This is a genomic window from Mesorhizobium sp. SP-1A (assembly GCF_032460275.1).
Lineage (GTDB): Bacteria > Pseudomonadota > Alphaproteobacteria > Rhizobiales > Rhizobiaceae > Mesorhizobium.
In genome coordinates this window covers 98,358-121,178 of sequence record NZ_JAVXZD010000007.1, presented here as the reverse complement: position 1 = coordinate 121,178, position 22,821 = coordinate 98,358, and the positions used below count along the sequence as shown (strand labels likewise).

At 64.7% G+C, this 22,821-nt stretch carries 25 protein-coding genes; 5 read left to right on the top strand and 20 right to left on the bottom strand.

The annotated features are described in order from the left end of the window. Position 1: 1 nt before the first annotated feature. Genes QU595_RS25285 through QU595_RS25275 form a run of 3 tightly spaced genes read right to left on the bottom strand, consistent with a single transcriptional unit; the run spans position 2 to position 894 of the window. Positions 2-169: a hypothetical protein gene (locus QU595_RS25285; RefSeq protein WP_315927323.1), complete on the bottom strand. Its 168-nt coding sequence runs from the start codon at positions 167-169 to the stop codon at positions 2-4. A 2-nt stretch (positions 170-171) separates the two neighbouring features. Then, entirely contained in the window at positions 172-567 is a 396-nt protein-coding gene (locus QU595_RS25280) for a hypothetical protein (RefSeq protein ID WP_315927154.1), read from the bottom strand. A 9-nt stretch (positions 568-576) separates the two neighbouring features. Further along, positions 577-894 carry a hypothetical protein gene (locus QU595_RS25275; protein WP_315927152.1) on the bottom strand — a complete coding sequence of 106 codons (318 nt, stop codon included), beginning with the start codon at positions 892-894 and terminating at the stop codon, positions 577-579. A 430-nt stretch (positions 895-1,324) separates the two neighbouring features. On the opposite strand from QU595_RS25275, the gene QU595_RS25270 reads away from it, so the two are divergent. Continuing rightward, positions 1,325-1,681, top strand: coding sequence for a cupin domain-containing protein (locus QU595_RS25270; protein WP_315927150.1), 357 nt, complete (start codon positions 1,325-1,327; stop codon positions 1,679-1,681). A 559-nt stretch (positions 1,682-2,240) separates the two neighbouring features. On the opposite strand, the gene QU595_RS25265 is transcribed toward QU595_RS25270, so the two are convergent. The 6 genes from QU595_RS25265 to QU595_RS25240 form a co-directional block, all read right to left on the bottom strand. Then, positions 2,241-3,122, bottom strand: coding sequence for an amino acid ABC transporter ATP-binding protein (locus QU595_RS25265; RefSeq protein WP_315927148.1), 882 nt, complete (start codon positions 3,120-3,122; stop codon positions 2,241-2,243). 47 nt (positions 3,123-3,169) lie between these two features. Next, positions 3,170-3,820, bottom strand: coding sequence for an amino acid ABC transporter permease (locus tag QU595_RS25260; protein ID WP_315927147.1), 651 nt, complete (start codon positions 3,818-3,820; stop codon positions 3,170-3,172). Between the two features lie 2 nt (positions 3,821-3,822). Further along, complete coding sequence (locus QU595_RS25255; protein WP_315927145.1) at positions 3,823-4,476, bottom strand: amino acid ABC transporter permease; 654 nt, start codon at positions 4,474-4,476, stop codon at positions 3,823-3,825. 110 nt (positions 4,477-4,586) lie between these two features. Next, the gene (locus QU595_RS25250; RefSeq protein WP_315927143.1) at positions 4,587-5,441 is read right to left on the bottom strand and encodes a transporter substrate-binding domain-containing protein; all 855 of its coding nucleotides are present in this window, start codon (positions 5,439-5,441) and stop codon (positions 4,587-4,589) included. A gap of 341 nt (positions 5,442-5,782) precedes the next feature. Continuing rightward, entirely contained in the window at positions 5,783-6,892 is a 1,110-nt protein-coding gene (locus QU595_RS25245) for a M20 family metallopeptidase (protein WP_315927141.1), read from the bottom strand. Positions 6,893-6,927: 35 nt separating this feature from the next. Then, positions 6,928-7,401, bottom strand: a complete 474-nt coding sequence (locus QU595_RS25240) for a RidA family protein (protein WP_315927139.1) — start codon at positions 7,399-7,401, stop codon at positions 6,928-6,930. 136 nt (positions 7,402-7,537) lie between these two features. On the opposite strand from QU595_RS25240, the gene QU595_RS25235 reads away from it, so the two are divergent. Continuing rightward, a complete protein-coding gene (locus QU595_RS25235; RefSeq protein ID WP_315927137.1) occupies positions 7,538-8,449 on the top strand; it encodes a LysR family transcriptional regulator in 912 nt (303 codons plus the stop codon). 55 nt (positions 8,450-8,504) lie between these two features. Here QU595_RS25235 and QU595_RS25230 read toward each other — a convergent pair whose 3' ends face one another. Further along, a complete protein-coding gene (locus QU595_RS25230; protein ID WP_315927136.1) occupies positions 8,505-9,404 on the bottom strand; it encodes a LysR family transcriptional regulator in 900 nt (299 codons plus the stop codon). Between the two features lie 97 nt (positions 9,405-9,501). On the opposite strand from QU595_RS25230, the gene QU595_RS25225 reads away from it, so the two are divergent. The 3 genes from QU595_RS25225 to QU595_RS25215 all read left to right on the top strand — a co-directional run bounded on the left by QU595_RS25225 (position 9,502) and on the right by QU595_RS25215 (position 12,115). After that, positions 9,502-9,948, top strand: coding sequence for a PACE efflux transporter (locus tag QU595_RS25225; protein WP_315927134.1), 447 nt, complete (start codon positions 9,502-9,504; stop codon positions 9,946-9,948). A gap of 105 nt (positions 9,949-10,053) precedes the next feature. Next, entirely contained in the window at positions 10,054-10,722 is a 669-nt protein-coding gene (locus tag QU595_RS25220; RefSeq protein WP_315927132.1) for a response regulator, read from the top strand. Then, positions 10,712-12,115, top strand: coding sequence for a sensor histidine kinase (locus QU595_RS25215; RefSeq protein ID WP_315927131.1), 1,404 nt, complete (start codon positions 10,712-10,714; stop codon positions 12,113-12,115). The genes QU595_RS25220 and QU595_RS25215 overlap by 11 nt, the downstream gene beginning before the upstream one ends. Here the strand turns inward: QU595_RS25215 and QU595_RS25210 are convergent, their stop codons facing one another. The 10 genes from QU595_RS25210 to cydD form a co-directional block, all read right to left on the bottom strand. Next, positions 12,116-13,000 carry an ABC transporter permease gene (locus tag QU595_RS25210; protein WP_315927129.1) on the bottom strand — a complete coding sequence of 295 codons (885 nt, stop codon included), beginning with the start codon at positions 12,998-13,000 and terminating at the stop codon, positions 12,116-12,118. It lies immediately after the preceding gene. A 14-nt stretch (positions 13,001-13,014) separates the two neighbouring features. Beyond that, positions 13,015-13,905, bottom strand: coding sequence for an ABC transporter ATP-binding protein (locus tag QU595_RS25205; protein ID WP_315927127.1), 891 nt, complete (start codon positions 13,903-13,905; stop codon positions 13,015-13,017). 201 nt (positions 13,906-14,106) lie between these two features. After that, positions 14,107-15,078, bottom strand: a complete 972-nt coding sequence (locus QU595_RS25200) for an ABC transporter substrate-binding protein (protein WP_315927311.1) — start codon at positions 15,076-15,078, stop codon at positions 14,107-14,109. A 180-nt stretch (positions 15,079-15,258) separates the two neighbouring features. Next, complete coding sequence (locus tag QU595_RS25195) at positions 15,259-16,074, bottom strand: DUF4118 domain-containing protein (protein ID WP_315927125.1); 816 nt, start codon at positions 16,072-16,074, stop codon at positions 15,259-15,261. Between the two features lie 148 nt (positions 16,075-16,222). After that, positions 16,223-16,378: a hypothetical protein gene (locus QU595_RS25190; RefSeq protein WP_315927123.1), complete on the bottom strand. Its 156-nt coding sequence runs from the start codon at positions 16,376-16,378 to the stop codon at positions 16,223-16,225. 11 nt (positions 16,379-16,389) lie between these two features. After that, complete coding sequence (cydX, locus tag QU595_RS25185; protein WP_315927121.1) at positions 16,390-16,542, bottom strand: cytochrome bd-I oxidase subunit CydX; 153 nt, start codon at positions 16,540-16,542, stop codon at positions 16,390-16,392. A 34-nt stretch (positions 16,543-16,576) separates the two neighbouring features. Continuing rightward, the gene (gene cydB / locus QU595_RS25180) at positions 16,577-17,734 is read right to left on the bottom strand and encodes a cytochrome d ubiquinol oxidase subunit II (protein ID WP_315927119.1); all 1,158 of its coding nucleotides are present in this window, start codon (positions 17,732-17,734) and stop codon (positions 16,577-16,579) included. A gap of 5 nt (positions 17,735-17,739) precedes the next feature. Next, positions 17,740-19,317 carry a cytochrome ubiquinol oxidase subunit I gene (locus tag QU595_RS25175; RefSeq protein WP_315927117.1) on the bottom strand — a complete coding sequence of 526 codons (1,578 nt, stop codon included), beginning with the start codon at positions 19,315-19,317 and terminating at the stop codon, positions 17,740-17,742. Between the two features lie 39 nt (positions 19,318-19,356). Beyond that, positions 19,357-21,048, bottom strand: coding sequence for a thiol reductant ABC exporter subunit CydC (gene cydC / locus QU595_RS25170; RefSeq protein WP_315927115.1), 1,692 nt, complete (start codon positions 21,046-21,048; stop codon positions 19,357-19,359). Next, positions 21,045-22,820 carry a thiol reductant ABC exporter subunit CydD gene (gene cydD, locus QU595_RS25165; protein ID WP_315927113.1) on the bottom strand — a complete coding sequence of 592 codons (1,776 nt, stop codon included), beginning with the start codon at positions 22,818-22,820 and terminating at the stop codon, positions 21,045-21,047. The genes cydC and cydD overlap by 4 nt, the downstream gene beginning before the upstream one ends. Between the last annotated feature and the right edge of the window lies 1 nt (position 22,821).

Below are 22,821 nucleotides of genomic sequence, written 5' to 3'. Positions count from 1 at the left end.
CTTAGATCGTATGGCGCTCGGCAGCGGCCTCGATCTCGCCTTCGCGCGAGGAGGTCAGAAGCTCGTTGTCATAGGTTGTGTCGATGCGGACGAGATCGGTGAGCATCAGCACGGCGAACAGCGCGGATAGAGCCCAGGCCGCATATTCCAGAATGTTCCAGATATCCAAAGTCAGCCTCCATGGCCGCGTTTCGGCTGCCCGAAGCGCTCTTCGATGACCTCGCGGTATTCCCGGTCGGAAAGGCGCACGACCATGACGAAATAGCCGATGACGAGCACGGCCATGACGAAGAGCGCCATCCAGCTGAAGCTGTAGTCGAACCGCGCGGTGACGATGTCGTTCGCGGCGGCGGGATCGGTAATGCCGAGCGCCGCCCATTGCTGCTGCTCCACCGGGTTCTGCCCCAGCGTTTCCCAGGTCGGGTTCGCGACCGGGTTGGGCACTTTCGCCGCGCCGGCCAGGCCCATATAGAGCGGGATGTAGAGAGCGCCGATGGTGAGCACGAGCAGGGTGATGACGTCGAAGACCTGCCCGGCAAGACTCTGCTTGGGTGGGTTATATGCCATGACGTCCTCCTAACCGCGCCTGCGGCGCATCTCGTCGAGATGCTTCAAGTCGAGACCGTAGATGAAATGCTTGTCTTCATGGTAGTGGCGCAGCATCGCCACGATGGCCGCCGTGTTGAAGATCAGCACGAGCGCGCAGGCTATAGTCAGGATGATGCCGATGGCCGGGACCGAGATATACGGCCAGACGTTGAACAATGCGAACAAAAGGGTGCCCCACAGCACCAGAATGAAGATGACGAGACCGGCCCGGTCGCGCCCATGCATGGCCTCGATACGCTGATCGAGGACGGATTCCTCTTGCGTAACAGCAATTGCCGTTTCCATTTGCTCCTCCAAACGACGGCTTCTAGTTTTAACCCCCGCGAAATTATTTTCCCCTGAGTAATGTCCGGCAAAGCAGAACCGCTGTCAAGACGCCGCAGCGCGCTTTTGACGCAGCGGATCACAGAATCGTCGAATTCATGAGAATCGCCGTACGGCCGGAAATAAGCCACTGAGAACACTGGGCTTTCAGGGCAGCGTCCGGCGTCGCTCCTGCATATCGCTCCCGGTCTCACGGCACCAGAGACTCAAAAAAGTGGCTGCGGACCAGAAACAGGCCGACCGGCCAATGATCCCGGTCGCGCGATGACCTGATCGATCGGCTGCCGTTGCTGGTTTTTACCTGGTAGAAACTAAGTTGCCTGCCGTTAGCGTATCGGATATCGAACGAACGGGCATTGTAGCCTCGGAACAAGGATGGGAGAGCCTTATCATGACGCGCAAGACCGTTCTCAAATTCGGCAAGGTGGAGAATGCCGATTCCAACAATCTGCCGGGATGGGTGGTCGTCGAAGGCAAGCCGACGATGAAGACCGCAGTCCAGCACACGACCAAGGACGGAAAGGTGCTGTCTGGAACCTGGCAGGCGACCCCCGGCACCTACCACGCCACCTACTCGGACTATGAATTCGTCCACATGATCTCGGGCCGCATCATCATCACGCCGGACGGGGGCGAGTCGGTCGAGGTCGGACCCGGCGATGCCTTCGTCGTGGAAGCCGATTTCAAGGGCACCTGGAAAATCATCGAGCCGGTGACGAAGCATTTCGTCGTCGCCGTGGGTTCGTAATCACACCGGCCGCGCGGCCGTGATCCCATGGCCGCGCGCCTGACGTATCGCTGCCGGAGGCCGTGAGCCCCGGCGGCAGGCGTTCACAGCCAGCCGTCACCTCCGGCGCGATCCGCCAGGGCTCGGACCGCAGCCATGTCCCGCGGGCGCGTCAGGATGGCGCGCACATTAGCAATGTCGCGGCGGCCTCCGGATCGACGTCGTCCGGCCGTTTTCTGCTCAATCGCACCATGTGCATGAGCATTGCATCGAAAAGCTGCACCACCAGCCCCGGCGCTTCGGCGATGAATTCGCCGCGCCCGGTTCCCTCCGCGATGAGGGCGCGCGCCTTGGCCAGGCACGTTCCTACCCAACCTTCCAGAACGCGAACGCGTCCTCCTCCAGCATGTCGCTCAGATAGAGGCCGCGCAATTCGTAACGGCTGGTCAGTTCGATGGCGATCTCATGCTTCCTGGAGGGTCATGGCGTCGAACCTTCCTCCACCGCCGGCAATTCGCCGAGCGGGCCGGCAACCGTTTGCGTCCGTTCCAAAACAGCTAACACCGTTCTCCAGTGCTTGTCAGGCGTGAAGCTGGCTCGCAGCGGTTCTCGCCTCGCGCGTCGCACCCTGTCCGCAAGCGACCTCCGGCGATTCCGGCCGGTCCGACCGGAACAGAAGGTTCCGCTGCCTCCAGGTGTCCAGGAACTCGCGCAAGCGTTCGCTTTCGGGTGCATTGAACAGCCTGTCGGGCGAGCCTTGCTCAACCACCCTGCCCCGGTCCATGAACACGACCCGGTCGGCAGCCCGCGCGGCGAAGCCCATTTCATGCGTGACCACGACCATGGTGATGCCCTGGCTGGCGAGGTCCTTCATCGTGTCCAGCACTTCTCCGACAAGCTGCGGATCGAGCGCCGAGGTCGGTTCGTCGAAAAGGATGACATGCGGCTCCATGGCCAGCGCCCGGGCGATGCCGACACGCTGCTGCTGGCCACCGGACAATTGCGAGGGATAGCGGTCGGCAAAGTCCGCCAGGCCGACCTTCGCCAGCGCGATCCGTCCCTGACTACGCGCCTTGTCACTGGGAACGCCCTTGGTGAGCCGGGGGCCCAGCGTGACATTGTCCAGGATCGTCATATGCGGCCACAGGTTGAAGTGCTGGAACACCATGCCGACATTGCGTCGCACGGCATCGATGTTGCGCTCGCTTTCCCGCACCAGGCCGGCCGGTGTTCTCTTGTAACCGAGAAGCCTGCCTTCGATCTCGATCTCACCGTCCGTGTAGTCCTCGAGGAAAGCGGCGCAGCGCAGAAGCGTGCTCTTTCCCGAACCGGACGGGCCGATGATGCACAGGACCTCCGACGGGTTTATGTCCAGCGTAATGCCGGAAAGGGCCGTGAACGTGCCATAGCTCTTCACCAGGTTGCGGATCTTGATGATGGGTTGGGCCGGATCGTTGGTCATCTTGCGTTTCCGATCATTGCTGAAGGCTAGAAAAGCCGCGTCGTCGGCTAGAACCTGACCCTGTGCTCGAACGCTCTGCCCAGCAGGGCGACCGCTTCGACCAGCAGCCAGTAGAGCAGCGCGGCGGCGAGATAGGGCCCGACGACGGCATAGGTCTCGTTGACGAACTGGGCCGTGTTCTTGGTCAGTTCGGCAACCGTGATGATGGAAAGCACCGCCGATTCCTTGATCAGAATTATGATCTGGTTGACCATCGGCGGCGTGATCATCACCAGCATCTGCGGCAGCTTGATGTGCCGCACGATCTGGCTGCCGGAAAGGCCGGCCATGCGGGCGGCCTCGACTTGGCCTTTCGGGATCGACATGAAGCCCGCGCGGAAGATTTCCGCGAAATAGGCGGCGCCGTAGAAGCCGAGGCCGAGCACGCCCACGGTTTCAGCCCCGAGGCTGAGCCCGAAGCTCGGGCCGCCATAGTAGAGCACGAACAAAAGGATCAGGATCGGCAGGCCCCGCATGATCTCGATATAGCCGCGCACCAGGCGCCGCACGAGGACGGAGCCGGCTCCTTCCAGGCAGGCCAGAACGAGCCCGACGGCAAGACCGATGGCGGTGGCGAGCGCACAGATCCAGGCCGTCGTGCCGAGCCCTTCGAGAAGCAGCGGTCCGTACTGGCCCCAGAGTTCGAGGATGTCGCCCATTGTCAGACCCCGTGCGCGAGGCGCTGCTCGGCGGCGCGGCCGGCCAGCGACAGGAGGAAATTGACGACGACGTAGATAAGTCCGGCGGCGATGTAGATTTCGAACGGACGGTAGGTCGTCGCCACGATCTGCTGGCTCACGCGCATCAGTTCGGTCACGGCGATGACGGAAACCAGCGACGAGTTCTTGAGGATGCAGATGGTCTCGTTGACCAGCGAGGGAACGACAAGCCGGAAGATCTGCGGCACCAGTATGTGGCGGCGCACCCTCCATTTGCGAATCCCGACCATGCGCGCGGCTTCCATCTGGCCCCGATGTATCGCCAGCAGCCCGCCGCGGAAGATTTCCGCCTGGAACGCCACCGTGTTCAGGGTCAGCGCAACGATGGCGGCCAGGATCGGCGGCACGTTGAGGCCGAGGAAGGGCAGCAGGTAATAGATGATGAGCAACTGCACCAATATCGGCGTGCCACGCCAGGCGCTTTGATAGACCAGGGACAGGCGCCGCACCCAAGGGCGCGAGGAGGTCAGGCCGAAGCACAGTAGCAGGCCGAGCGGCATGCCGAGGATGATCGCGACCCCCGACACGAGCACCGTGATTCCGGCGCCCCACAGCAGCATCGGCAGGCTGTCATAGATCAGGGAAAGCATTGCCATGTGGTTTCACCTTGTGAAGCGGCGGCTGTTCCGCTGGAGGCAGCCAACCCTGCAAGCCCGGCGGAGCGAGGCCGGGGAGAGGCTTCGCCCTCCCCGATCCAGGCGGTGTTTCAGCTCTGCGGCTCGGGCAGTACGTCGGTCGGCAAGGCGATGGTGGAACCGAACCACTTCTCCTGAAGCTTCTTGACGGTGCCGTCTTCGGCGAGGCTCCGGATGCGGCTGTCGATGAAGTCCGCCAGAGGCTTGCTGTCCTCGTCCTTGCGGAACGCCCAGCTGAAATAGGAGGCAGGCCCGAAGGTGGTGGTCACGGTTTCAAAGACGTCTCCGCGCTGGGATTGCAGGTAGAGCAGGTTCGGCAGCGCGTTCACCACCGCATCGATGCGGCCTGCCGCGAGGTCGGCATAGGCTTCGTTGTAGTCCAGATAGGTCTGGATGCTCTTGATGGGAGCCTTCCCTTTCGCCTCCAGTTCCGACGACAGGTCCTGCGCACCTTTCAGCTGCGCCGACCCGGCCTGCGAACCGATGGTCCTGCCGCTCAGGTCTTCCGCTTTCTGCAGCGTGTCGTCGCCCTTGCGCTTGACGAAGGTCAGCGTCGCATCGGCGACGGGAAGCGACAACCGGTAGGTTTCATAACGCTTCTTGTTGACAGCGACGGAGGTGACGATGGCGTCGAACTTGAGCGCCTGAAGGCCGGGCAGCAGTCCCTGGAACGGAAGGTCCAGCCGCTCCACCTTCACGTCGGGCAGGCCCTTCATGACGGCATCGAACAGGTCGATGTTGTAGCCGACGATCTTACCATTCTCGACGAACTCGAAGGGCGGATAGCGCGCCTCGGTCCCGATCACGATCTCGCCCTTTTGCTTGACCTGCTCAAGCAGATCGGCCGCACAGGCGAAGCCGATGGCTCCGAGCGACAAGGTCGCGGTCAAAAGTGCCGAGGCACACATGCGGATGGCGGATTTCAATGTTCCCTCCCGGTTGAATGGTTTTCCTGCGGACTCAAAAGGTCTCGGTCCGGCGCGAATTCGCCGGATCTCAGTGACCGAACAGGCTGGATTCCTTCAGTCCATGGCCGGCTGCGCATCCTCCCAGATCGTCGGCCTCGTCGGACTGTCTGACCAGTTTACGAGGCCGTTCATATTAATCAACGCGATCTTATCGATGATTATTTCGATTATCTCGAAGTAAAATAACGGATGCGAACCAGCCGACGCATGCGGTGCATGGGTTCTTCGTCAGCGCTCTCAATGCAGGAAATGGCACGCAGCCGAACCGCTGCAGCGCGCTTTACGGTGCCCGTGACGGATCAACTCGAGATCAATGTGCGATAAATGGCCGCCGAGCGCTCGATCTCGGCGACGGAGCACCATTCGTCGGTGCGGTGCGCCTGCGCCGGCTCGCCCGGTCCCATGATGACGACGGGGGCCGGCGCCATTTCGGCCAGTATGGCAGCGTCGGTAAAGAACGGCATGCCAATGGGCGCGAGGTCATCCTGGCCGTGCACCCACAGCGCGGCGCGGCAGCGCGCCACGAAAGTGTCGGCCTCGTCCGTCCACACCGGCGGAAGATCGTAGAGGACGGATATTGTTGTCCGGTCGCCGGTAATCGCGCGGATGGCATCGATGAGCGCATCGTGGCGCATGCCGGGCACGGAGCGTATGTCCATCGTCAACTCCGCCCGGTCGGGAACCGCATTGACCGCGTGGCCACCCTGGATCAGGCCGACATTGCGGTTCGCACGGCCGAGCACCTTGTGCTCTTCATGCGGCAGATCGAGATCGCGAATGTCCAGAACGGCGTGAGCCGCGCGATAGACGGCATTGTCGCCAAGTTGCGGCATCGCGGAGTGCGCGGTGCGGCCTGCGAATTCGAGCTTCAGGAACAGCGCGCCCTTGTGGCCAAGGCTGAGGCGGTTGGCAGTCGGTTCTGCTACCACCCAGGCGCCGATCTCGGGCAGCCGCACGCCATCGCGGCGCATGGCCGCGACGCCCTCGCAGCCACGCTCCTCGCCCGCCGTCAACACGAGGACGAGATCGGTCGCGATGTCGCCCTCGCGCGCCGCCTGGACGGCCGCGGTGACGAAAGCCGCGACGCCGCCCTTCATGTCGCTGCTGCCGCGGCCGTAGATCCTGCCGTCCTGGCCAAGCTCGCCCAGCGGGTTGCGCGTCCAGGCGGTGTCGCCCAGCGGCACCGTGTCGAGATGGCCGGTAAAGGCAAGCGCCGGACCAGGCTGGCGCCCGGAAATGCGGGCCACCAGATTGGACCGGCCATCGTCGAAGCGATGGCGTTCCAGCGAGAAGCCCGCATGCCGCAGGATCGCTTCCAGCAGGTCGATCGCGGCATCCTCCCTGCCCGGCGGATTGGTGGTCTCGATCGCAAGCAGTTGCCGCGTCAGTTTAAGGGCGTCGGTGCTCATGGTCACTGCTCGCGATCCGCAGGGAGATGATTGCACTATCCCTGGCTCATGAACGCGGCGGCAGCGGCCTGCCCGCCAACGACGGCAACGACCTCGGCCTCGATCAGGAAGCCTTCGTACATCAGACCGGCAACCCGCACCGCCGTCGCCGCCGGCCCCGGATCGGCGATATAGCGCAACCGCACGCGAGTCATCTTCTCCCAGAATTCCTGGATCTGGTCGCCCCGGCCGTCGAAGACGTAGTAGGTGTTGAGCTTGACGACATCCTTCCAGGTGGCGCCGGCGCTGGCCAGCACGCGCGTGATGTTCTCGAATACGTTCTGCGTCTGCAGTTCGATGTCGTCCTTGCCCACGACATTGCCGTGCTCGTCGGCCGAAAGCTGGCCGCCCACGAACACCATCGGACCGATCCGCCAGCCTTGCGAGAACGGCGTGGGAATGTGCCAGTCCCAATGGCCAGGAGGCGAGAGGCGCTGGCGGCTGGTGTCGAGCGTAAACTGGCTGGTCAAGTTTCTTCTCCCTTGGCGCGTTGAATAATAGGCCTCCGGCTCATTAGGAATTGGAACGATGTATGGATAAACCCCTTTCTTTCTAATAACCTTTCGATAAGATCGATGTATCAAAGGCTACCTTGGGAGAATGGGCATGCGGTTCTCGCCGTCGGACCTGCGCGGGCTCGCCGTGTTCCGCTCGGTCATCGAGAATGGGGGCTTCACCGGCGCGCAGCTCGCTCTCGGCATGAGCCAATCGACGTTGTCCTTCCATCTGAAGGCGCTGGAGGAGCGGGTCGGCTTCGAATTGTGCCGGCGCGGCCGGCGCGGTTTTCAGCTCACTGAAAAGGGCCGCGAAGTGTTCGAAGCCTCGAAGAGCCTCGTCGCCGCCGTATCGAGCTTCGAGAGCCGGCTCGGCGAACTGCGGAAGGAAATCGTCGGAACGCTGCGTGTCGGCGTGGTAGCCAATACCGTCAGCGATCCCAAGTTGCCCATCGACGCGGTCATGGAAGCCTGCCTGAAGCAGGTGAAGGATGCCGAGATCGAACTGCTGGTCGCGCATCCGCAGGCGCTGGTGGACGAGTTGTCGCGGGACGGCATCGATATCGCATTGACGCCGCCCATGCGCATCGGGCCGGATTTCCGCGAAAAGCTTTTCTACCACGAAATGCACTCGCTCTATTGCAGTCACCGACACCCGCTGTTCCAGGCCAGCAAGGCGGCGCTGACGCCCGAGACGATTTCGCGTCACGATTTCATCGTGCGGTCCTATGCCAACAAGTCCGAGATCAATTTTTATCCGGAGGCGCGCGTGCGTATCCAATCCTCCACCATGGAGGCGCAGGCGATCCTGATCCTGAGCGGCAGGGTGATAGGCTATCTGCCCGAGCATTTCGCGCGGCAATGGGAAGACAGCGGTCAGATGCGGCGTCTGAACTCGCCGGCCGAGCGCTATGCCTCGCCGCTGGTGATCGTGTCCAAGCTGGACCAGAGGATTTCCGCCATCCAGCGCCTGTTCATCCGCGAACTGACCCGCCGTTGCGTTCTGGATGCCGGCGCATCGTGAAGCCAGCTTTCCCGCAGGCAGGCAGGCAAGGACAGGCCAGGACGAGACAGGACCGTCAGCGTTGCGCCGGTGCGCTGTCGATGCGCGTCGATGCAAAGCGTTCCCGCAGCCACAGCGCGCCCGGACCGCTCGGCCGTTGCTTGTGCCAGACCATTTCGAGGGCGACCGGCCAATCCGCATTGTCGAACTGCAGGGCGGGCGTCACAAGGTCGCCCGCTACCGGTGAGTTCCTGATGATGTGATCCGGCACCAGCGCCCATCCTATGCCGCGCTTGACCATCTGCAGGATGATCCAGTGGCTCTCGACCCACCAGACCTCGGCCGCAGTGCGCAGGCGCTGCTTTTCCGGCCCCTCGCTGCGAACAGCGACCATGAGCTGGCGGTGCCGCTTCAGTTCCTCCCAGTCGACCGTCGTGGCTGCCAGCGGATGATCCTTGCCGACCACCAGCTTGAGAGGCACCCATCCGATCGTGTGGAAGGCCAGTTCGGTCGGCAATATCTCCTGCCGCCACATTATCCCGACATCCGCCTTGCCATCCAGCACGAGCCGGCTGACGTCCTCCATCATTGGAAACAGAAGCTCCAGCTCGACATAGGGAAACTTCTGCGCGAACTCGGCGAACAGCGCCGCGAGGGCGCGTTCCGGATAGAGTTCGTCGATCGCGACGACCAGATGCTTCTCGACATGGGCCTCGAAGCTGGAGGCCACGCCGATCAAATGTTCGCGGCGGTCCAATATCACTTTGGCTTCGGGCAAGAGCCGCTCTCCGGCCGCGGTCAGAACCGGATTGCGCCCGGCGCGGCTGAACAGCATGACGCCCAGATCGTCCTCGAGATTCGAGACCTGCGTGCTGACGGCCGACTGGGCCTTGCGCAGGGCACGGCCCGCTGCGGAAAACGAACCGCGTTCGGCCGCCGCCACGAAGGCTTCAAGCTGTTCCAGCGAAACGCCCATCTATCTCCAAACCAGATAGCAACTGACTTTCAATGCCTGTAAATTGAGATAGAACTCGCCCTCAAGTCAATGAAAACAACAATAAGGAGTACGCATCATGGCTATGCGCACTTTCCGCGACCGCGTCCGCCACGCTGTGCTGTTCGAGCTCGTCGGGCTTGCGATCGTCATTCCGGGCTCGGCCTATCTTTTCGACCGGCCGGCTTTCGACATGGGTGTGGTCGGCGTGGGTGCCGCCACGATCGCGACCGTGTGGAACTTCTTCTACAATCTCGGCTTCGACCACGTGATGCAGCGCGTAACCGGGCATACGGCCAAGTCCATCCAGGTCCGCATCGTTCATACCGTGCTGTTCGAGGCCAGCCTGCTCGCAATCCTGCTGCCGCCGATCTCCTGGTATCTCGGCATGACGCTGTGGCACACCTTCCTCATGGATATGAGCTTCGTGGGTTTCTACCTGGTCTACACGTTCGTCTACAACGCGGCCTACGACCGGATATTTCCGATACCGCGGCTCATGCCGGCAGCGGCGCAACCCGCATGATGCAAGACACCGCCGCGGCCCGGCTTGCTTGCTCCGGCCCGAGCTTGGCGAAAGCAGCAAAATCGTGCATTCAGCATGGGTTCGGCCGTATACGAGGACGCGCCCATGCGGCTGCTTTTGGTGGAGGACAATCGTGAGCTCGCCGCCTGGCTCGGCAAGACGCTGCGCCAGGCCAACTATGCCGTGGACATCGCACATGACGGGGAAGAAGCCGATCATCTGTTGGCGGTCGGCGAATACGCGCTGGTCATCCTCGACCTGTCGCTACCCCGGCGCGGCGGACTGGAAGTGCTTCGCGACCTGCGCGCCGCCGGCAGCCGCGTACCCGTCATCGTGCTGACAGCCAATGCCAGCCTAGACGGCCGTGTCAAAGGCTTGAACGAAGGGGCGGACGACTATCTGGCCAAGCCCTTTCAGATCGAGGAACTCGAAGCGCGAATCCGCGCGCAACTGCGCCGTGCCAGCGACCGCTCCGCCCCGGTGATTACGCTTGGCAGCCTGGTTTTCGACACCAACACGCGGCTGTTCACGCTGGCCGGCGAACCATTGGCGCTGACGCCCCGCGAACATGCGGTTCTCGAACAACTCGTTCTGAAAACCGGCCGCACCGTGAGCAAGGCAGCACTTTCAGCCGCCGTCTACGATTTCGACACCGAGGCCGATCCCAGCGCCATAGAAATCTACGTGCACCGCGTGCGCAAGAAGCTGGAGGGCTCGCGCGTTTCCATCGTCACGCTGCGCGGCCTGGGCTATCTTCTGCGCCATGAGGATTAGGCTGAAGGGCCGGACCCGGCCCGGCAGTTTGCGGCTGCACCTGCTGGCCTGGGTGGTGCTGCCTCTGGCGGGACTGGCCACGGTGAACCTATGGACCAGCCACGGCAACGCGGTAGCCACCGCGGACCTCGTCACCGACCGCATGCTGCTCGGGTCGGCGCGTGCCATCGCCGAGCAGGTGTCGGTGATCGGCGGCGTGCTCGACGCGACAGTGCCGCCTGCGGCCATCGAGCTGTTCGACACCGGCGACCGCGACAGCGTCTATTACCATGTCGCCACGGCGCAGGGCCGCCTGCTGACCGGTTACCCCGATCTGCCGGTGCCGCCTTCCGGCGCGCCCGAGGGTGCGTCGGCGCAATATCGGGGCGCGCAATTGCGGCTGCTCTCCTTCACCCATCCCGTCGTCGGCGCCGGTGCGGATTCGCCCATCACCGTGACGGTGGGGGTTACGCTGGTCGGCCACGCAGCCATGGTGCGGCGGCTGTGGCTGTCGGCCTTCGGCCAGCAAGTCGCGCTCGTCGCTATCGCGGCCCTGTTCGTGCTGGTGGGGTTGAGCCGCGGTCTGGTGCCGCTGCTGGCGCTGCGGGACGCCGTGCGCCATCGCGACAGGACCGATCTGGAGCCGATCTCGGTGCCGGGCGCGCAAAGCGAGATACGCCCGCTGATCGAGGCGCTCAACGCCTATATGGACCGCGTGCGCGCGCAGATGGCGGCGCAGCGGCGCTTTATTTCCAACGCCGCGCACCAGTTGCGCACGCCGCTGGCGCTGCTTTCGACGCAGGCCGCCTATGCACGACGCGAGAGCGGCAAGGCCGAACGCGACGAGGCGCTGGCGGCGTTGCAGCAGAGTGCATTGAGCCTGGCGCGGCTCGCCGAGCAATTGCTGACGCTGTCACGCGCCGAGCCGGGTAGCCGGCGACCGCGCGCCGACCGCATCGACCTCGCCGAGGCCGCGCGCCAGGTGCTGGAGACGCTGGCGCCGATGGCGGTGGGCCGGCATGTCGATCTCGGGCTGGAAGACGAAGGCGGCTCCGTGCCGGTGACGGGCGACGGCACCATGCTGCGCGAGATGATCGTCAACCTGGTGGACAACGCCCTTCGCTACACGCCCGAAGGCGGCAGCGTCACCGTGGCCGCGAGGGCGCAGGGGCGCGAAGCGGTGCTGACCGTGGCCGACACCGGGCCAGGCATCGCGCCGGCCGAGCGCGAGCATGTGTTCGAGCGCTTCTATCGCATCGCCGGCTCGCCGGAGGAAGGCAGCGGGCTCGGACTGGCCATCGTGCGCGAGGTCGCCGAGAACGCAGGCGGCCGCGTCGCCCTTGCGGACGGCGCGGCCGGCGGTCTCGTGGTGGAGGTGCATCTGCCGCTGGCGCGCGGCAGCCGCGAGAAATAATCAGGTCCCCTGTTCGTTGAACGGCGCGGGGCGCCATTTCACCAGCCGGTTCTCGACCTGGGTGATGACGAACTCGACCACGAGCGCCATGATCGCGAGAATGATCATGGCCGCGAACACGCCGTTGGCGTTGAAGGCGCCCTGGGCGGTGGAGATCAGCAGGCCCATGCCCTGCTTCGCGCCCAGGAACTCGCCGACCACGGCACCGACCAGCGCGAAACCGAAGGAGACGTGCAGGCTGGCGAGAATCCAGCTCATGGCCGAGGGGATGATGACGGTGCGCGTGATCTGCACCGGCGAGGCGCCGAGGATCTGCGCGTTGGCGATCATGGCGCGGTCGGCCTCGCGCACGCCCTGGAAGGCGTTGGCGAACACGACGAAGAACACCATCACCACCGCCAGTGCCACCTTCGACGCCATGCCGAGGCCGAGCGCGATGATGAAGACCGACCCCAGGACCACGCGCGGCACGGAGTTGGCGATCTTGATGTAGATGGAGAAGACATCGGCCAGCAGCCTGTTGCGGCCGAGGACGATGCCGGCGATGACGCCGCCCACCGCGCCGATGGCGAAGCCGAGGAAGGTTTCCTCCAGCGTCACGTAGATCTGCTGCCAGAGCGGTCCCTGCGAGGTGCCTTCGGTGACCCAGCTGACGATCTGTTCCCAGATGCCGGACGGGCTGGAGAAGAAGAACGGGTCGATGACGCCGGTTTCGGCACCCAGTTCCCATAGGCCGAGGAACACGACCAGTATGGCCAGGCGCAGGCCGATGACCAGCGCATGGCGGCGGCGGATGCGATCGCGGGCGCGCTTTTCAGCCGAGGCGATGGCTTCGTTGGGCGCGATCGATGCGGCGGACTGCGGGGCGGAGAGGGCTGCGGTCATGGCGGGTCCTCCTGTCAATGGCCGGTCTGCATGGTTCGGCTCTGGCCGAGCTGCACCTCCTCGCGCAAATCGTCCCAGATGACGCGGGCGATCTCGACGAAGCGGGAATCGTAGCGGATATCGGCCATGACGCGCGGGCGCGGCAGGTCGATGCGGTAGACGCTCTTGACCGTCGCCGGCCCGGCCGTGAGCACATAGACCTTGTCGGCCAGCGCGATGGCCTCCTCCAGATCGTGGGTGACGAACACTACGGAAGATTTCAGTTCCGACCACAAGGTCAGCAATTCGTCCTGCATGTTGGTGCGGGTCTGCACGTCGAGCGCGCTGAACGGTTCGTCCATCAGCAGGATCTTGGGCTGGTTGATGAAAGTCTGCGCCAGCGCCACGCGCTTGCGCATGCCGCCGGAAAGCTGGTGCGGATAGTGCTTTTCGAAGCGGGCCAGGCCGACGCGGGCGATCCAGTCGCGCGCCCGCTCATAGGCCTCGGCCTTTGGCGTGCCGCGATAGAGCGGGCCGGCGGCGACGTTGTCGATGACGCTGCGCCAGGGGAACAGCGCATCAGCCTGGAAGACGAAGCCGATGTCGCGGCTGATGCCGTCGACCGGCTTGCCCATCACCTCCACGGTGCCGGTGGTGGGCCGCAGTAGGCCGGTGACGAGATTCAGCGTGGTGGACTTGCCGCAGCCGGTCGGGCCGACCACGCAGGCGAACTCGCCCCGCGCCACCGTCATGGTGAAGTCGCGGATCGCCGTCATCATATGACCGTCGGGCGTGGTGAAGCGCAGCGTCACATCCTCGATGGCGATCGCGGCGTCCGCCACGGAAGCGGTCGGAGACACTTTCTCCGCAGCGAGAACGTGGTCCTTGGCATTCCCGGCGGCATCGTTCTGGGCCAGCATGGGCATGGCATACTCCTGTCATCGAGCACTTCCGCATGTGCGGAGGTTTTGCGCTCGGAAATGCGTAAAACAAACGGACAGAGCGGCTCCGGCAAACCTGTTCAAGCCGGAACTGATCTGGCTCTCACCGGCGGGACGCGGTGCGGCCTTCCGCAGGGAGCGTCCCCACGGCCCGGCCGTCAACCCGGCCGAGGGGAAGGAACTGCGTCAGTTGGCGCTGGCCTGTTTGGCGGCGGCGTCGACGAATTCCGTGGTGTAGGTCTTGGACAGGTCGATCTGCTTGTCCTGCAGGTTCTTCTTGAAGGTGGACAGCACCTTCAGCACGGTTTCGGGCCCGTTGGCGGGCATGCGGCCGTCCGGCGTGAACTGCGCCTTGCCGTCGGCAAGACCCTGCACGTAAAGCGCCTTGTCGCCGGCATAGTAGTCCTTCGGCATCTTCTCGGCGATCTCTTCGGCCGAGTGGGTTGCGATGAACTTCATCGTTTTGACGAAGGCGTTGGCCAGTTTCTGGGCGTCTTCCTTGTGGTCTTCGAGCCAGCTTGTCTGCACGTAGAACGACGCGGCCGGATAGGGGCCGCCGAGCGCGGCGTCGGTCTTCTCGGGTGTGCGCATGTCGACCAGCACCTTGGCCTCACCGGTCTTGAGCATGCGCGCGATCGTCGGCTCCGTCGTCATGCCGGCCTGGATCTGGTCCTGCTTGATGGCGGCGATGAAGGTGTTGCCGGCACCCACCGGTAGCAATGTGTAGTCGCCCTGCTTCAGGCCGTTGCGCACGGCGAGATACTGGGTGAGGAAGTCGGTGGAGGAACCGAGCCCGGTGACGCCCAGCGTCTTGCCCTTGAAATCGGCCGGCGACTTGATGTCGGGGTGCTTGGAAGAGACAAGCTCGACCTCGCCGGGAGCCTGGCTGAACTGCACGATCGACTGGATGAACTTGCCTTTCGCCTGCAGGTCTATGGTGTGGTCGTAGAAGCCGACAACGCCTTGCACCGCTCCGGCCAGAAGCTCGTTCTCTGCCTCGACGCCGGCGCGCGAATTCAGCAATTCGACGTCCAGTCCCTCGTCCTTGAAGTAGCCGAGCTGCTGGGCGAGCATGGCGGGAAGGTAGATCTGCTTTTCCATGCCACCGACGATGATGGTGATCTTGTCGGCCGCGAAGGCGGTGCTCACGGCGCTCATGGCGAGCGCGACGGCGGCTGCGCGCAGCGCGCATTTCGAGATGAAACCGGTCACGGGGTTTTCCTCCAGTCTGGCGGCCGACGCTGTCGCCGCAACTCCTCCTCGCCGGCCCGCTTGGCTCGGCGTCGCGGCCTCCCTGCCGCCTCCCGAACCATAACGCGCCAAGCTTTCAACTCGCTTTCAGCGGCGGGCGAGCGCAAGGGCCAGCGAATTCGCGACGATTTCGACCAGGTTGCCGGCCAGAAGCGGTCGATCATCCGGATCGAACGCCACCCCTATGACGACGCGTCGTCCTGCGGGTCCGGGCACGGGCCAGAAATCGAAACGGGAGCTGTCGAACGGATACAGACGCGCCGGGACGAACTTGCCTGATGCAAGCGCCGAGCGCGCCGCCTCGATCTCGAGGTCGGCAAGATCCATATTCCCCCGCTTCTCGACGACGTCGACCTTCGCATCCGCCATGGCCATCACCACCACAGGCACCCTGAAGAGCGCATGGAGCGTGTTGGCGGCGTTGAGAATAGCCGCTTCGACGGCTTGGTCCGCGACCATGTCGCGGCCGAAGAGCTGCAGCGCGCCAACCTGGCGTTTCAGCCGTTCGGCATCGTCCGTCCTGCGCCTCGCGGTCGAGCCGACGGCACTTGCGATGCAGCCGACGACGAAGAGCAGCGCGATCGCCCATATGTTCGCGGGGTCATCGACGCGCAGCGTGTAGCGTGGTTCGGTGAGGAAGAAATTGTAGGCAAGCGCGCCCAATATGGCTGCGAAAAGCGAAGGCCAGAGGCCGAAGACGACCGCCGCGACAACGACAGGAACCACGAAAACCAGGGACAGGTTCGGGATCGCTATCTTGCTGTCGATGCCGACAGCCACGACCGCGGCGAACGCCACCATCATCAGGGTCGCGAGATAGCGCGCGACGAACGGAATCTCATACAACCTGATCGCGGGAAGGGAAGCCGGGTTCTCGCCGAGGGACGTCCTTTGGACACTCATGACACCGCTCCCTGAACAAGACGATGCTGGTACCCGCCCTACGCACAGTGCGCGGCTGCACAACCGCTCCACGCACTCGGCGCTGGCAGCGCCAGCTGTCAGTGTACCACACTAATGGTGTGAACGCCTTCCACCTTCGCCTCGCGGGTCACGCGAAGGCCATCCACGCCTCGAAACGTTCGCGCAGTGTCTCGGGGAAAAGCGGGCAGGCAGGCGCGCCGCTCTTCTGCACGAGCAGCAGGCCTTCCGGGCCGCGAAGGTCCGGCGCGCGCCATTTCCCGCGGTTACGGATCGGCCTCGACAAAACCGGCGCCGCTATTGTCTGGACTTGGCTGCCCGGGGATCGGCTGTCCGCGTCTCTTCGACGTGTTTCGCTGCGGCATCCTCGACGAGTTCGTACCACATGGCGTTGAGCACGGCGAAAGTCGCGGCCAGCGGCAGCCCAAGAAGCCAGGAAAAATACCACATCGCTCAATTCTCCTTGGATTTCACGGGCCGGGGATCAATAGGCATGGCCGCTGCCCTGACTGATCTCGCTTTCGTCCACCTTGCCCCATAGCACCCGGTAAACCCATGCGGTGTAGAGCATGATCAGCGGCACGAAGATCGCCGACACCACCAGCATGATGAACAGGGTGAGATGGCTGGAGGAGGCGTCCCACACCGTCAGGCTCGATTTCGGATCGAGTGAAGACGGCAGGATGAACGGGAACATCGACAGTCCGACGCTCGAGATGATGCCGATGATCGAAACGGCGCTGGCGAGCATCGTCAGGGCCTGATGCCGGGTGCGCTGCAGGACGAGGCTGCCGACAGCGCCAAGGAAGCCGAGCGCCGGCGCGGCCATCATCCATGGATGGGCCGCATAATTGCCGAACCAAGCGCCGGAAACCTGTTCCACGGCCTTGCCGAGCGGATTGGACGGACCGTCGGTGATCACCTGGGTGGTGATGCGATAGCCGTCTATGCCGCTCCACAGCCAAAAGCCGCCGATCGCGAACAATATGATCGTTGCGATCGCCGCGCCGCTTCCGAAGCTGCGGGCGCGCATCGCGACCGGGCCGTCGTTCTTGAGCACCAGCCAATTGGCGCCATGCATGACGAACATCGCCACCGACAGCAGGCCGCACAGCAGGCCGAAAGGATTGAGCAACTCGAACAGCGTCGTTCCGTCATAGCTGATGCGCAGGTCGCTGCCGAAATGGAACGGCACCCCCTGAAGCACATTGCCGACCGCGACTCCCATGACGAGCGACGGCACGAGACCGCCGACGAACAGCGCCCAGTCCCAGGCGGAGCGCCACCCGGCGCCGTCGCGCTTGGAGTGGTATTTGAAGGCCACCGGCCGCAGGATCAGCGCGAACAGGATCGCGAACATCGCCAGGTAGAATCCGGAAAAGGACACGGCATAGAGCGGCGGCCAGGCGGCGAAGATCGCGCCGCCGCCGACGATCAGCCAGACCTGGTTGCCTTCCCATATCGGTCCAACGCTGTTGATGACGAGACGCCGCTCGACGTCCTTGCGCGCCACGAAGGGAAGCAGGATCGCCGAACCGAGGTCGAATCCGTCCATGACGGCGAAAGCGATCAGCAACACGCCGAGCAGAACCCACCAGATGATGCGCAATGTCTGGTAGTCGATCAAATCATGCAGGATCATGTCATCTACTCCGCGGCAACGAGGACGGGAGGCGCAAGCTCCGCCTCAGGTTCGGGATCGGGATCCGGGCCCTTTCTGATCGCGCGCACCATCAGCGACATTTCGATGACGAACAGCACGGTATAGAGCGTCGCGAAACCGATGATGGTGATGAGCACGGTCGTCGCGCCGAGGTTCGATACCGCCGCGGCGGTCGGCAGCACACCCTCGATGATCCAGGGCTGGCGGCCGAACTCCGCGACAATCCAGCCGAATTCGGCCGCAACCCACGGCAGCGGAATGGCTAGCACGGCGACCCGCAGCATCCACGGATAGCGCTCGAGCCGGTGGCGCGAGGCAAAATAGAAGAAGACCACCATCAACAGGATGAAGAAGACGCCGAGGCCCACCATGACACGGAAGGTCCAGAACAGCGTCGGCACGTTGGGCACCGTGTCCCAGGCCGCTTGCGCGATCTGCGCCTCGCTCGCCTGGCGCGGATCGTCGACATAACGCTTCAGCAGCAGCGCGTAGCCGAGATCGGCGCCGTTGTTTTCGAATGCCGCGCGGGTTTCGGCGGGAATGGCGTTGATGTCCTGCGACGCGCGGATCTTTTGCAGGGCGTCGTAGGCAGTGATGCCCGCGCGGATGCGCATCTCGGCTTTGGTGACGAGATCCTCTATTCCGGGGATTTCGGTGGTGAGCGAGCGGGTGCCGATCAGCCCCATCACCCACGGGATATGGACGGCATAGTGTGTCGTACGAGCCTGCTGGTCGGGAAACCCGAAAGCGGTGAACGCAGCCGGAGCCGGTTCCGTCTTCCACATCGCCTCGATCGCCGCGAGCTTCATCTTCTGGTGCTCGGTCGACAGGTAACCGCTTTCGTCGCCGAGCACGACGACCGACAGCGAAGCGGCAAGGCCAAAGGAGGCCGCGACCGTCATCGAGCGCTTGGTAAGTTCGACATGCCTGCGCTTCAGAAGATACCAGGCCGAGACGCCGAGCACGAAGACAGAGGCGGTGACGTAGCCGGCCGAAACGGTGTGCACGAATTTGGCCTGGGCGACAGGATTGAACAGCACCGCGAAGAAATCCGTCACCTCCATGCGCATGGTCTGCGGATTGAAGGCGGACCCGACGGGATTCTGCATCCAGCCATTGGCGATCAGGATCCAGAGCGCGGAAAAATTGGAGCCGAGCGCGACGGCCCATGTCGCGGCGAGATGGCCGATCTTCGACAGCCTGTCCCAGCCGAAGAAGAAAAGACCGACGAAGGTCGCTTCCAGGAAGAAGGCCATCAGCCCTTCGATGGCGAGGGGCGCTCCGAAGATATCGCCGACATAGTGGCTGTAATAGCTCCAGTTCATGCCGAACTGGAACTCCATGACGATGCCGGTGGCGACGCCGATGGCGAAATTGATGCCGAACAACGTGCCCCAGAACTTCGTCATCTGGCGCCAGATGACACGACCGGTCATCACATAGACCGTTTCCATGATGGCGAGCAGGATGGCGAGGCCGAGCGTCAGCGGCACGAACAGGAAGTGGTAGAGCGCGGTCATCGCGAACTGCAGCCGCGAAAGATCTACTATGTCGAGTTCCATTTGCGTTTCTCCGGCTTGCTCCGGTTTGGTCGGCAGTTCTCAGTCGGGTCGCAGCCTGGCGAGCGCAGCATCGAAGCCGGGCTCCCCTCGCCGCAGGGAGGCGACGACGCGGCCCGCCTCCATGACCAGCAGGCGGTTAGCGATTTCGGCCTCGCGCCGGATATGAGTGGCCGCGACGACCGTGTGGCTTTCGGCGCGCGCCTCCAGGCGGACCAGCACGTCGCGCGCCGTGGCGCCGTCCAGCCCCTCCGTCGGCTCGTCGAGCAGCCACAGCGGCGCATCGCAAAGCAGCAGGCGCGCCAATGCCAGGCGGCGCGCCTGCCCGCCCGACAGCCCCATGCCCCCTTCCCCGAGCGCCGTATCGAGCCCGTTCGGCAAGGCTGCGACGTCCTTGTCCAGACCGGCGGCCTCAAGCGCTTCCCACAGGCGACCATCCTGCGCTTGCGGGGCCGCGAGACGAAGATTGTCCCGCAGCGTGTCCTGGAAGAGCTGCGTGCGCTGGGTCAGCAGCGTAGCCGACTGCCGTTCGATGCAGCCCTGCGCGGCAGCGAGATCGCCGGCGAGCAGCGCGAGCAGCGTCGACTTGCCGGCGCCGCTTTCCCCGACGACGGCGACGTGTTCGCCCTGGTCGATTGTAAGCGATAGGTCGCGCAGAACGATCCTGTCGCTTCGCGGATACGTAGCCGAAACCCCGTCGAGGCGCGCGGCCATCCCTTGCGGCGGCGCAACCGCCGCGGCGTCGCTCCATTGGCGCCGCAGCCGGGGGCCGATCCGCCGGGCGGCCAGCGCGGTGCGGCCGAACTCGACCGCACCGCGTCTCAACGCGGCGAACGGCTCCATGGCACTGAAGACGACCAGCAAGCCCAGCACCGCGGCAGGCGCGCCGATGGCGCCCGCGTCCGCAAGATGGGCCACGATCAGGAGCGTTGCCGCCAGCAACAGCGAGCCGGTGACGGCGAGGGCCGCCGTCGCGGTCGTATCGATCCGGTTCAGGGCGTCGTCGGCCGCGGCGAGCCGCGCATCGGCTTTGGCGATGGCGGCGCGCTGGGCGCCGAGCCGGCCGGCCATGACAAGGTCCGCCTGTCCGCTGACGAGATCGATGACGCGCGAGCGCAGCACTTCCATTGCGTTCGCCCGCTGCCTGGACGGGCGGCGCGCGGACGCTGCGGCGCAAACGGCGATGCCGAAGCCTGCGAGTAGAAGGGTTCCTCCTATGATAAGGCCTGCTAACGGGTGCAGGAAACCCAGCACGATCACCACCGCGATTGCCGTCGCAAGTCCGGCGACTGCCGGGACGAGGACGCGAAGATAAAGCGAATCCATCGCATCGAGATCGAGAGTGAGTTGGAAGAGCGTGCGGGCCGGGCGCATCGTCATGATCCGCGCGGATCGTGCTTCGGCCCAGCCACGGAACAGGCGCTGGCGAAGGGCTGCGAGGACACGCAGCGTCGCGTCATGGGTGACGAGCCGTTCGCCATAGCGCGTGCCAGTGCGGGCCAAAGCCAGAAGGCGGATGGCGGCGGCGGGCGCGAAGACATCGAAGGCGAGCGCCGTGCCGGCCGACAGGCCCGCGATGGCGGTCGCGGTGATGAACCAGCCAGAGAGGCCGATGAGAGCCACGCCGCTCAGCAGCGCCACCGCCGACAACAGCGCGCCGCCGAGCAGCAGGCCCCTTCGTTCGGCCAAAAACAGGGCCAGCACGGGTCGCAGCGCCTGGAGATCACGTTTCATGCGGCCCGCTCCAAAGGCGAGCTCTCGAGCCGGATCACCCTGTCCATGCGGGCCGCCAGCGCGGGATCGTGCGTTGCCACGATCAATGTCTTGCCGCGCGCCAGTTCCAGCAGGCTTGCGATGATCTCGCGTCCCGTCCCGCTGTCGAGATGGGCGGTCGGTTCGTCGGCCAGGATCAGGGTCGCATCGGGTGTCGCGGCGACGCGGGCGAGCGCCAGCCGGAGCGTCTCGCCGCCCGAAAGGCCGGCGCCGGCTTCACCGACAGCCATGGCAGCGCGGTCGCGGACATGGGCAAGACCCATGGCGCCGAGCGCGTCCGCGACGTCGCCCGCCGAGACCTGCGGCCGGCCGAGCGAAACGTTGGCGGCGAGCGTGCCGGCGAAAATATGCGGCGCCTGGCCGATCCAGCCCATGCATCGCCTCAGTTCCATGGCGTGGGCCTGGTCCATCGGCGTGCCACCGATCACGATGCGGCCTGCCTGCGGCGATGCGAGCCCGGCGACGAGCGCAAGCAAGGTCGATTTGCCGACACCGCTCGGCGCCAGCAGCGCGACATGCTCCCCCGGTGTGATGGCAAGGTCGAAGCCGTCGAAAATCCATTGCGAGCGATCCGGATGACGGTAGCTCAGCCCGTTGATCCGGACTGCCGGCGCGGCGTGGAGCACCGGCACCGTGTGCCGGACTTCATCGTCGGCTCCGGGCAACGACGTTTGGCGGTCGGCCAAACGCTCCAGCGCCTCGATGGCTGCCTCGCCCGCCGCCCGATCATGCCAGGCCGCCGAAAGTTCGCGCAGCGGCTCGAAAAAGGCCGGGGCCAGCAACAGCACGAACAGCCCCTCGCCAAGACTTAGCCTGGCGCCCCAGGCACCGAAGCCGATCTGGCCGAGCAGATGAAAGCCGACATAGACCGCGACCATGGCAACGCCGAGCGCGGCGAACAGTTCGAGCACCGCCGAGGACAGGAAGGCTATGCGCAGCACGGCCATGGTGCGGCGGCGCAGGCCCTCGGCTTCAGCGCGCACCCGCTCCGCCGTCGCATCCACCGCGCCCAGCGAGCGGATCGTGGCGATGCCGCGCAGCCGGTCGAGGAGGAAGGCGTTCATGCTGCCCATCTTGCCCAACTGCCTCTCGGATGCCTCCTTCGCACGCCAGCCGACCATCGCCATGAAGATCGGGATCAGCGGAGCGGCCAGCAGCAGGACGAGCGCGGCCAGCCAGGACACCGCGAAAACAATCGCGAGAATGACCAGCGGCACGACCGTCGCGCGCAGCCGCGCCGGTCGAAAGCGGGCAAGATAGGCCACCACGGCTTCGGCCTGCTCGGCAAGCACGCTGGCCGCCTGCCCCGAGGACGGCCGGCCCGTGTCGAGCGGAGACGCCGCCGACAGGGCAAGCGTCGCCCGCGCCCGAAGTTCCGACAGCCTCGCGCGCGCCGACCTGAAAGCCATCCTGCTGCCGGCTGCCTCGAGCAGCGCCTTGACGATGCCAAGCACCGCGACGAGGGCCGCCGGCCAGATCGCCTGGCGCAAACCGCCGCCGACGGCGATCGCGCCGACCGCGGCGCAGATGGCTGCGGCCTGGGGAATGAAGACGAGACTGGCCGCGATCTGCAGCCACGCCGCTGCCCTGCTGCCAAGGAAGGGAGCCGGGGCTACGGTGCCCGTTTCGGTTCCGGCACGCTTCTCCTTCGCGGCCGTCTCAAGCGAAACCATGTCCGGCATAGCGGCGGGAATCGAGGCTGGCCGACGATCCGGCCTGGAAGCAACAGGCATC

What these genes read in the sequence shown, in the direction of transcription:
- QU595_RS25280 (WP_315927154.1), bottom strand. Translation starts at nt 567, where the DNA reads ATGGCATATAACCCACCCAAGCAGAGTCTTGCCGGGCAGGTCTTCGAC.
- QU595_RS25275 (WP_315927152.1), bottom strand. Translation starts at nt 894, where the DNA reads ATGGAAACGGCAATTGCTGTTACGCAAGAGGAATCCGTCCTCGATCAG.
- QU595_RS25270 (WP_315927150.1), top strand. Translation starts at nt 1,325, where the DNA reads ATGACGCGCAAGACCGTTCTCAAATTCGGCAAGGTGGAGAATGCCGAT.
- QU595_RS25265 (WP_315927148.1), bottom strand. Translation starts at nt 3,122, where the DNA reads ATGACCAACGATCCGGCCCAACCCATCATCAAGATCCGCAACCTGGTG.
- QU595_RS25260 (WP_315927147.1), bottom strand. Translation starts at nt 3,820, where the DNA reads ATGGGCGACATCCTCGAACTCTGGGGCCAGTACGGACCGCTGCTTCTC.
- QU595_RS25255 (WP_315927145.1), bottom strand. Translation starts at nt 4,476, where the DNA reads ATGGCAATGCTTTCCCTGATCTATGACAGCCTGCCGATGCTGCTGTGG.
- QU595_RS25245 (WP_315927141.1), bottom strand. Translation starts at nt 6,892, where the DNA reads ATGAGCACCGACGCCCTTAAACTGACGCGGCAACTGCTTGCGATCGAG.
- QU595_RS25235 (WP_315927137.1), top strand. Translation starts at nt 7,538, where the DNA reads ATGCGGTTCTCGCCGTCGGACCTGCGCGGGCTCGCCGTGTTCCGCTCG.
- QU595_RS25230 (WP_315927136.1), bottom strand. Translation starts at nt 9,404, where the DNA reads ATGGGCGTTTCGCTGGAACAGCTTGAAGCCTTCGTGGCGGCGGCCGAA.
- QU595_RS25225 (WP_315927134.1), top strand. Translation starts at nt 9,502, where the DNA reads ATGGCTATGCGCACTTTCCGCGACCGCGTCCGCCACGCTGTGCTGTTC.
- QU595_RS25220 (WP_315927132.1), top strand. Translation starts at nt 10,054, where the DNA reads ATGCGGCTGCTTTTGGTGGAGGACAATCGTGAGCTCGCCGCCTGGCTC.
- QU595_RS25215 (WP_315927131.1), top strand. Translation starts at nt 10,712, where the DNA reads ATGAGGATTAGGCTGAAGGGCCGGACCCGGCCCGGCAGTTTGCGGCTG.
- QU595_RS25210 (WP_315927129.1), bottom strand. Translation starts at nt 13,000, where the DNA reads ATGACCGCAGCCCTCTCCGCCCCGCAGTCCGCCGCATCGATCGCGCCC.
- QU595_RS25205 (WP_315927127.1), bottom strand. Translation starts at nt 13,905, where the DNA reads ATGCCCATGCTGGCCCAGAACGATGCCGCCGGGAATGCCAAGGACCAC.
- QU595_RS25200 (WP_315927311.1), bottom strand. Translation starts at nt 15,078, where the DNA reads ATGAGCGCCGTGAGCACCGCCTTCGCGGCCGACAAGATCACCATCATC.
- QU595_RS25195 (WP_315927125.1), bottom strand. Translation starts at nt 16,074, where the DNA reads ATGAGTGTCCAAAGGACGTCCCTCGGCGAGAACCCGGCTTCCCTTCCC.
- cydX (WP_315927121.1), bottom strand. Translation starts at nt 16,542, where the DNA reads ATGTGGTATTTTTCCTGGCTTCTTGGGCTGCCGCTGGCCGCGACTTTC.
- cydB (WP_315927119.1), bottom strand. Translation starts at nt 17,734, where the DNA reads ATGATCCTGCATGATTTGATCGACTACCAGACATTGCGCATCATCTGG.
- QU595_RS25175 (WP_315927117.1), bottom strand. Translation starts at nt 19,317, where the DNA reads ATGGAACTCGACATAGTAGATCTTTCGCGGCTGCAGTTCGCGATGACC.
- cydC (WP_315927115.1), bottom strand. Translation starts at nt 21,048, where the DNA reads ATGAAACGTGATCTCCAGGCGCTGCGACCCGTGCTGGCCCTGTTTTTG.
- cydD (WP_315927113.1), bottom strand. Translation starts at nt 22,820, where the DNA reads ATGCCTGTTGCTTCCAGGCCGGATCGTCGGCCAGCCTCGATTCCCGCC.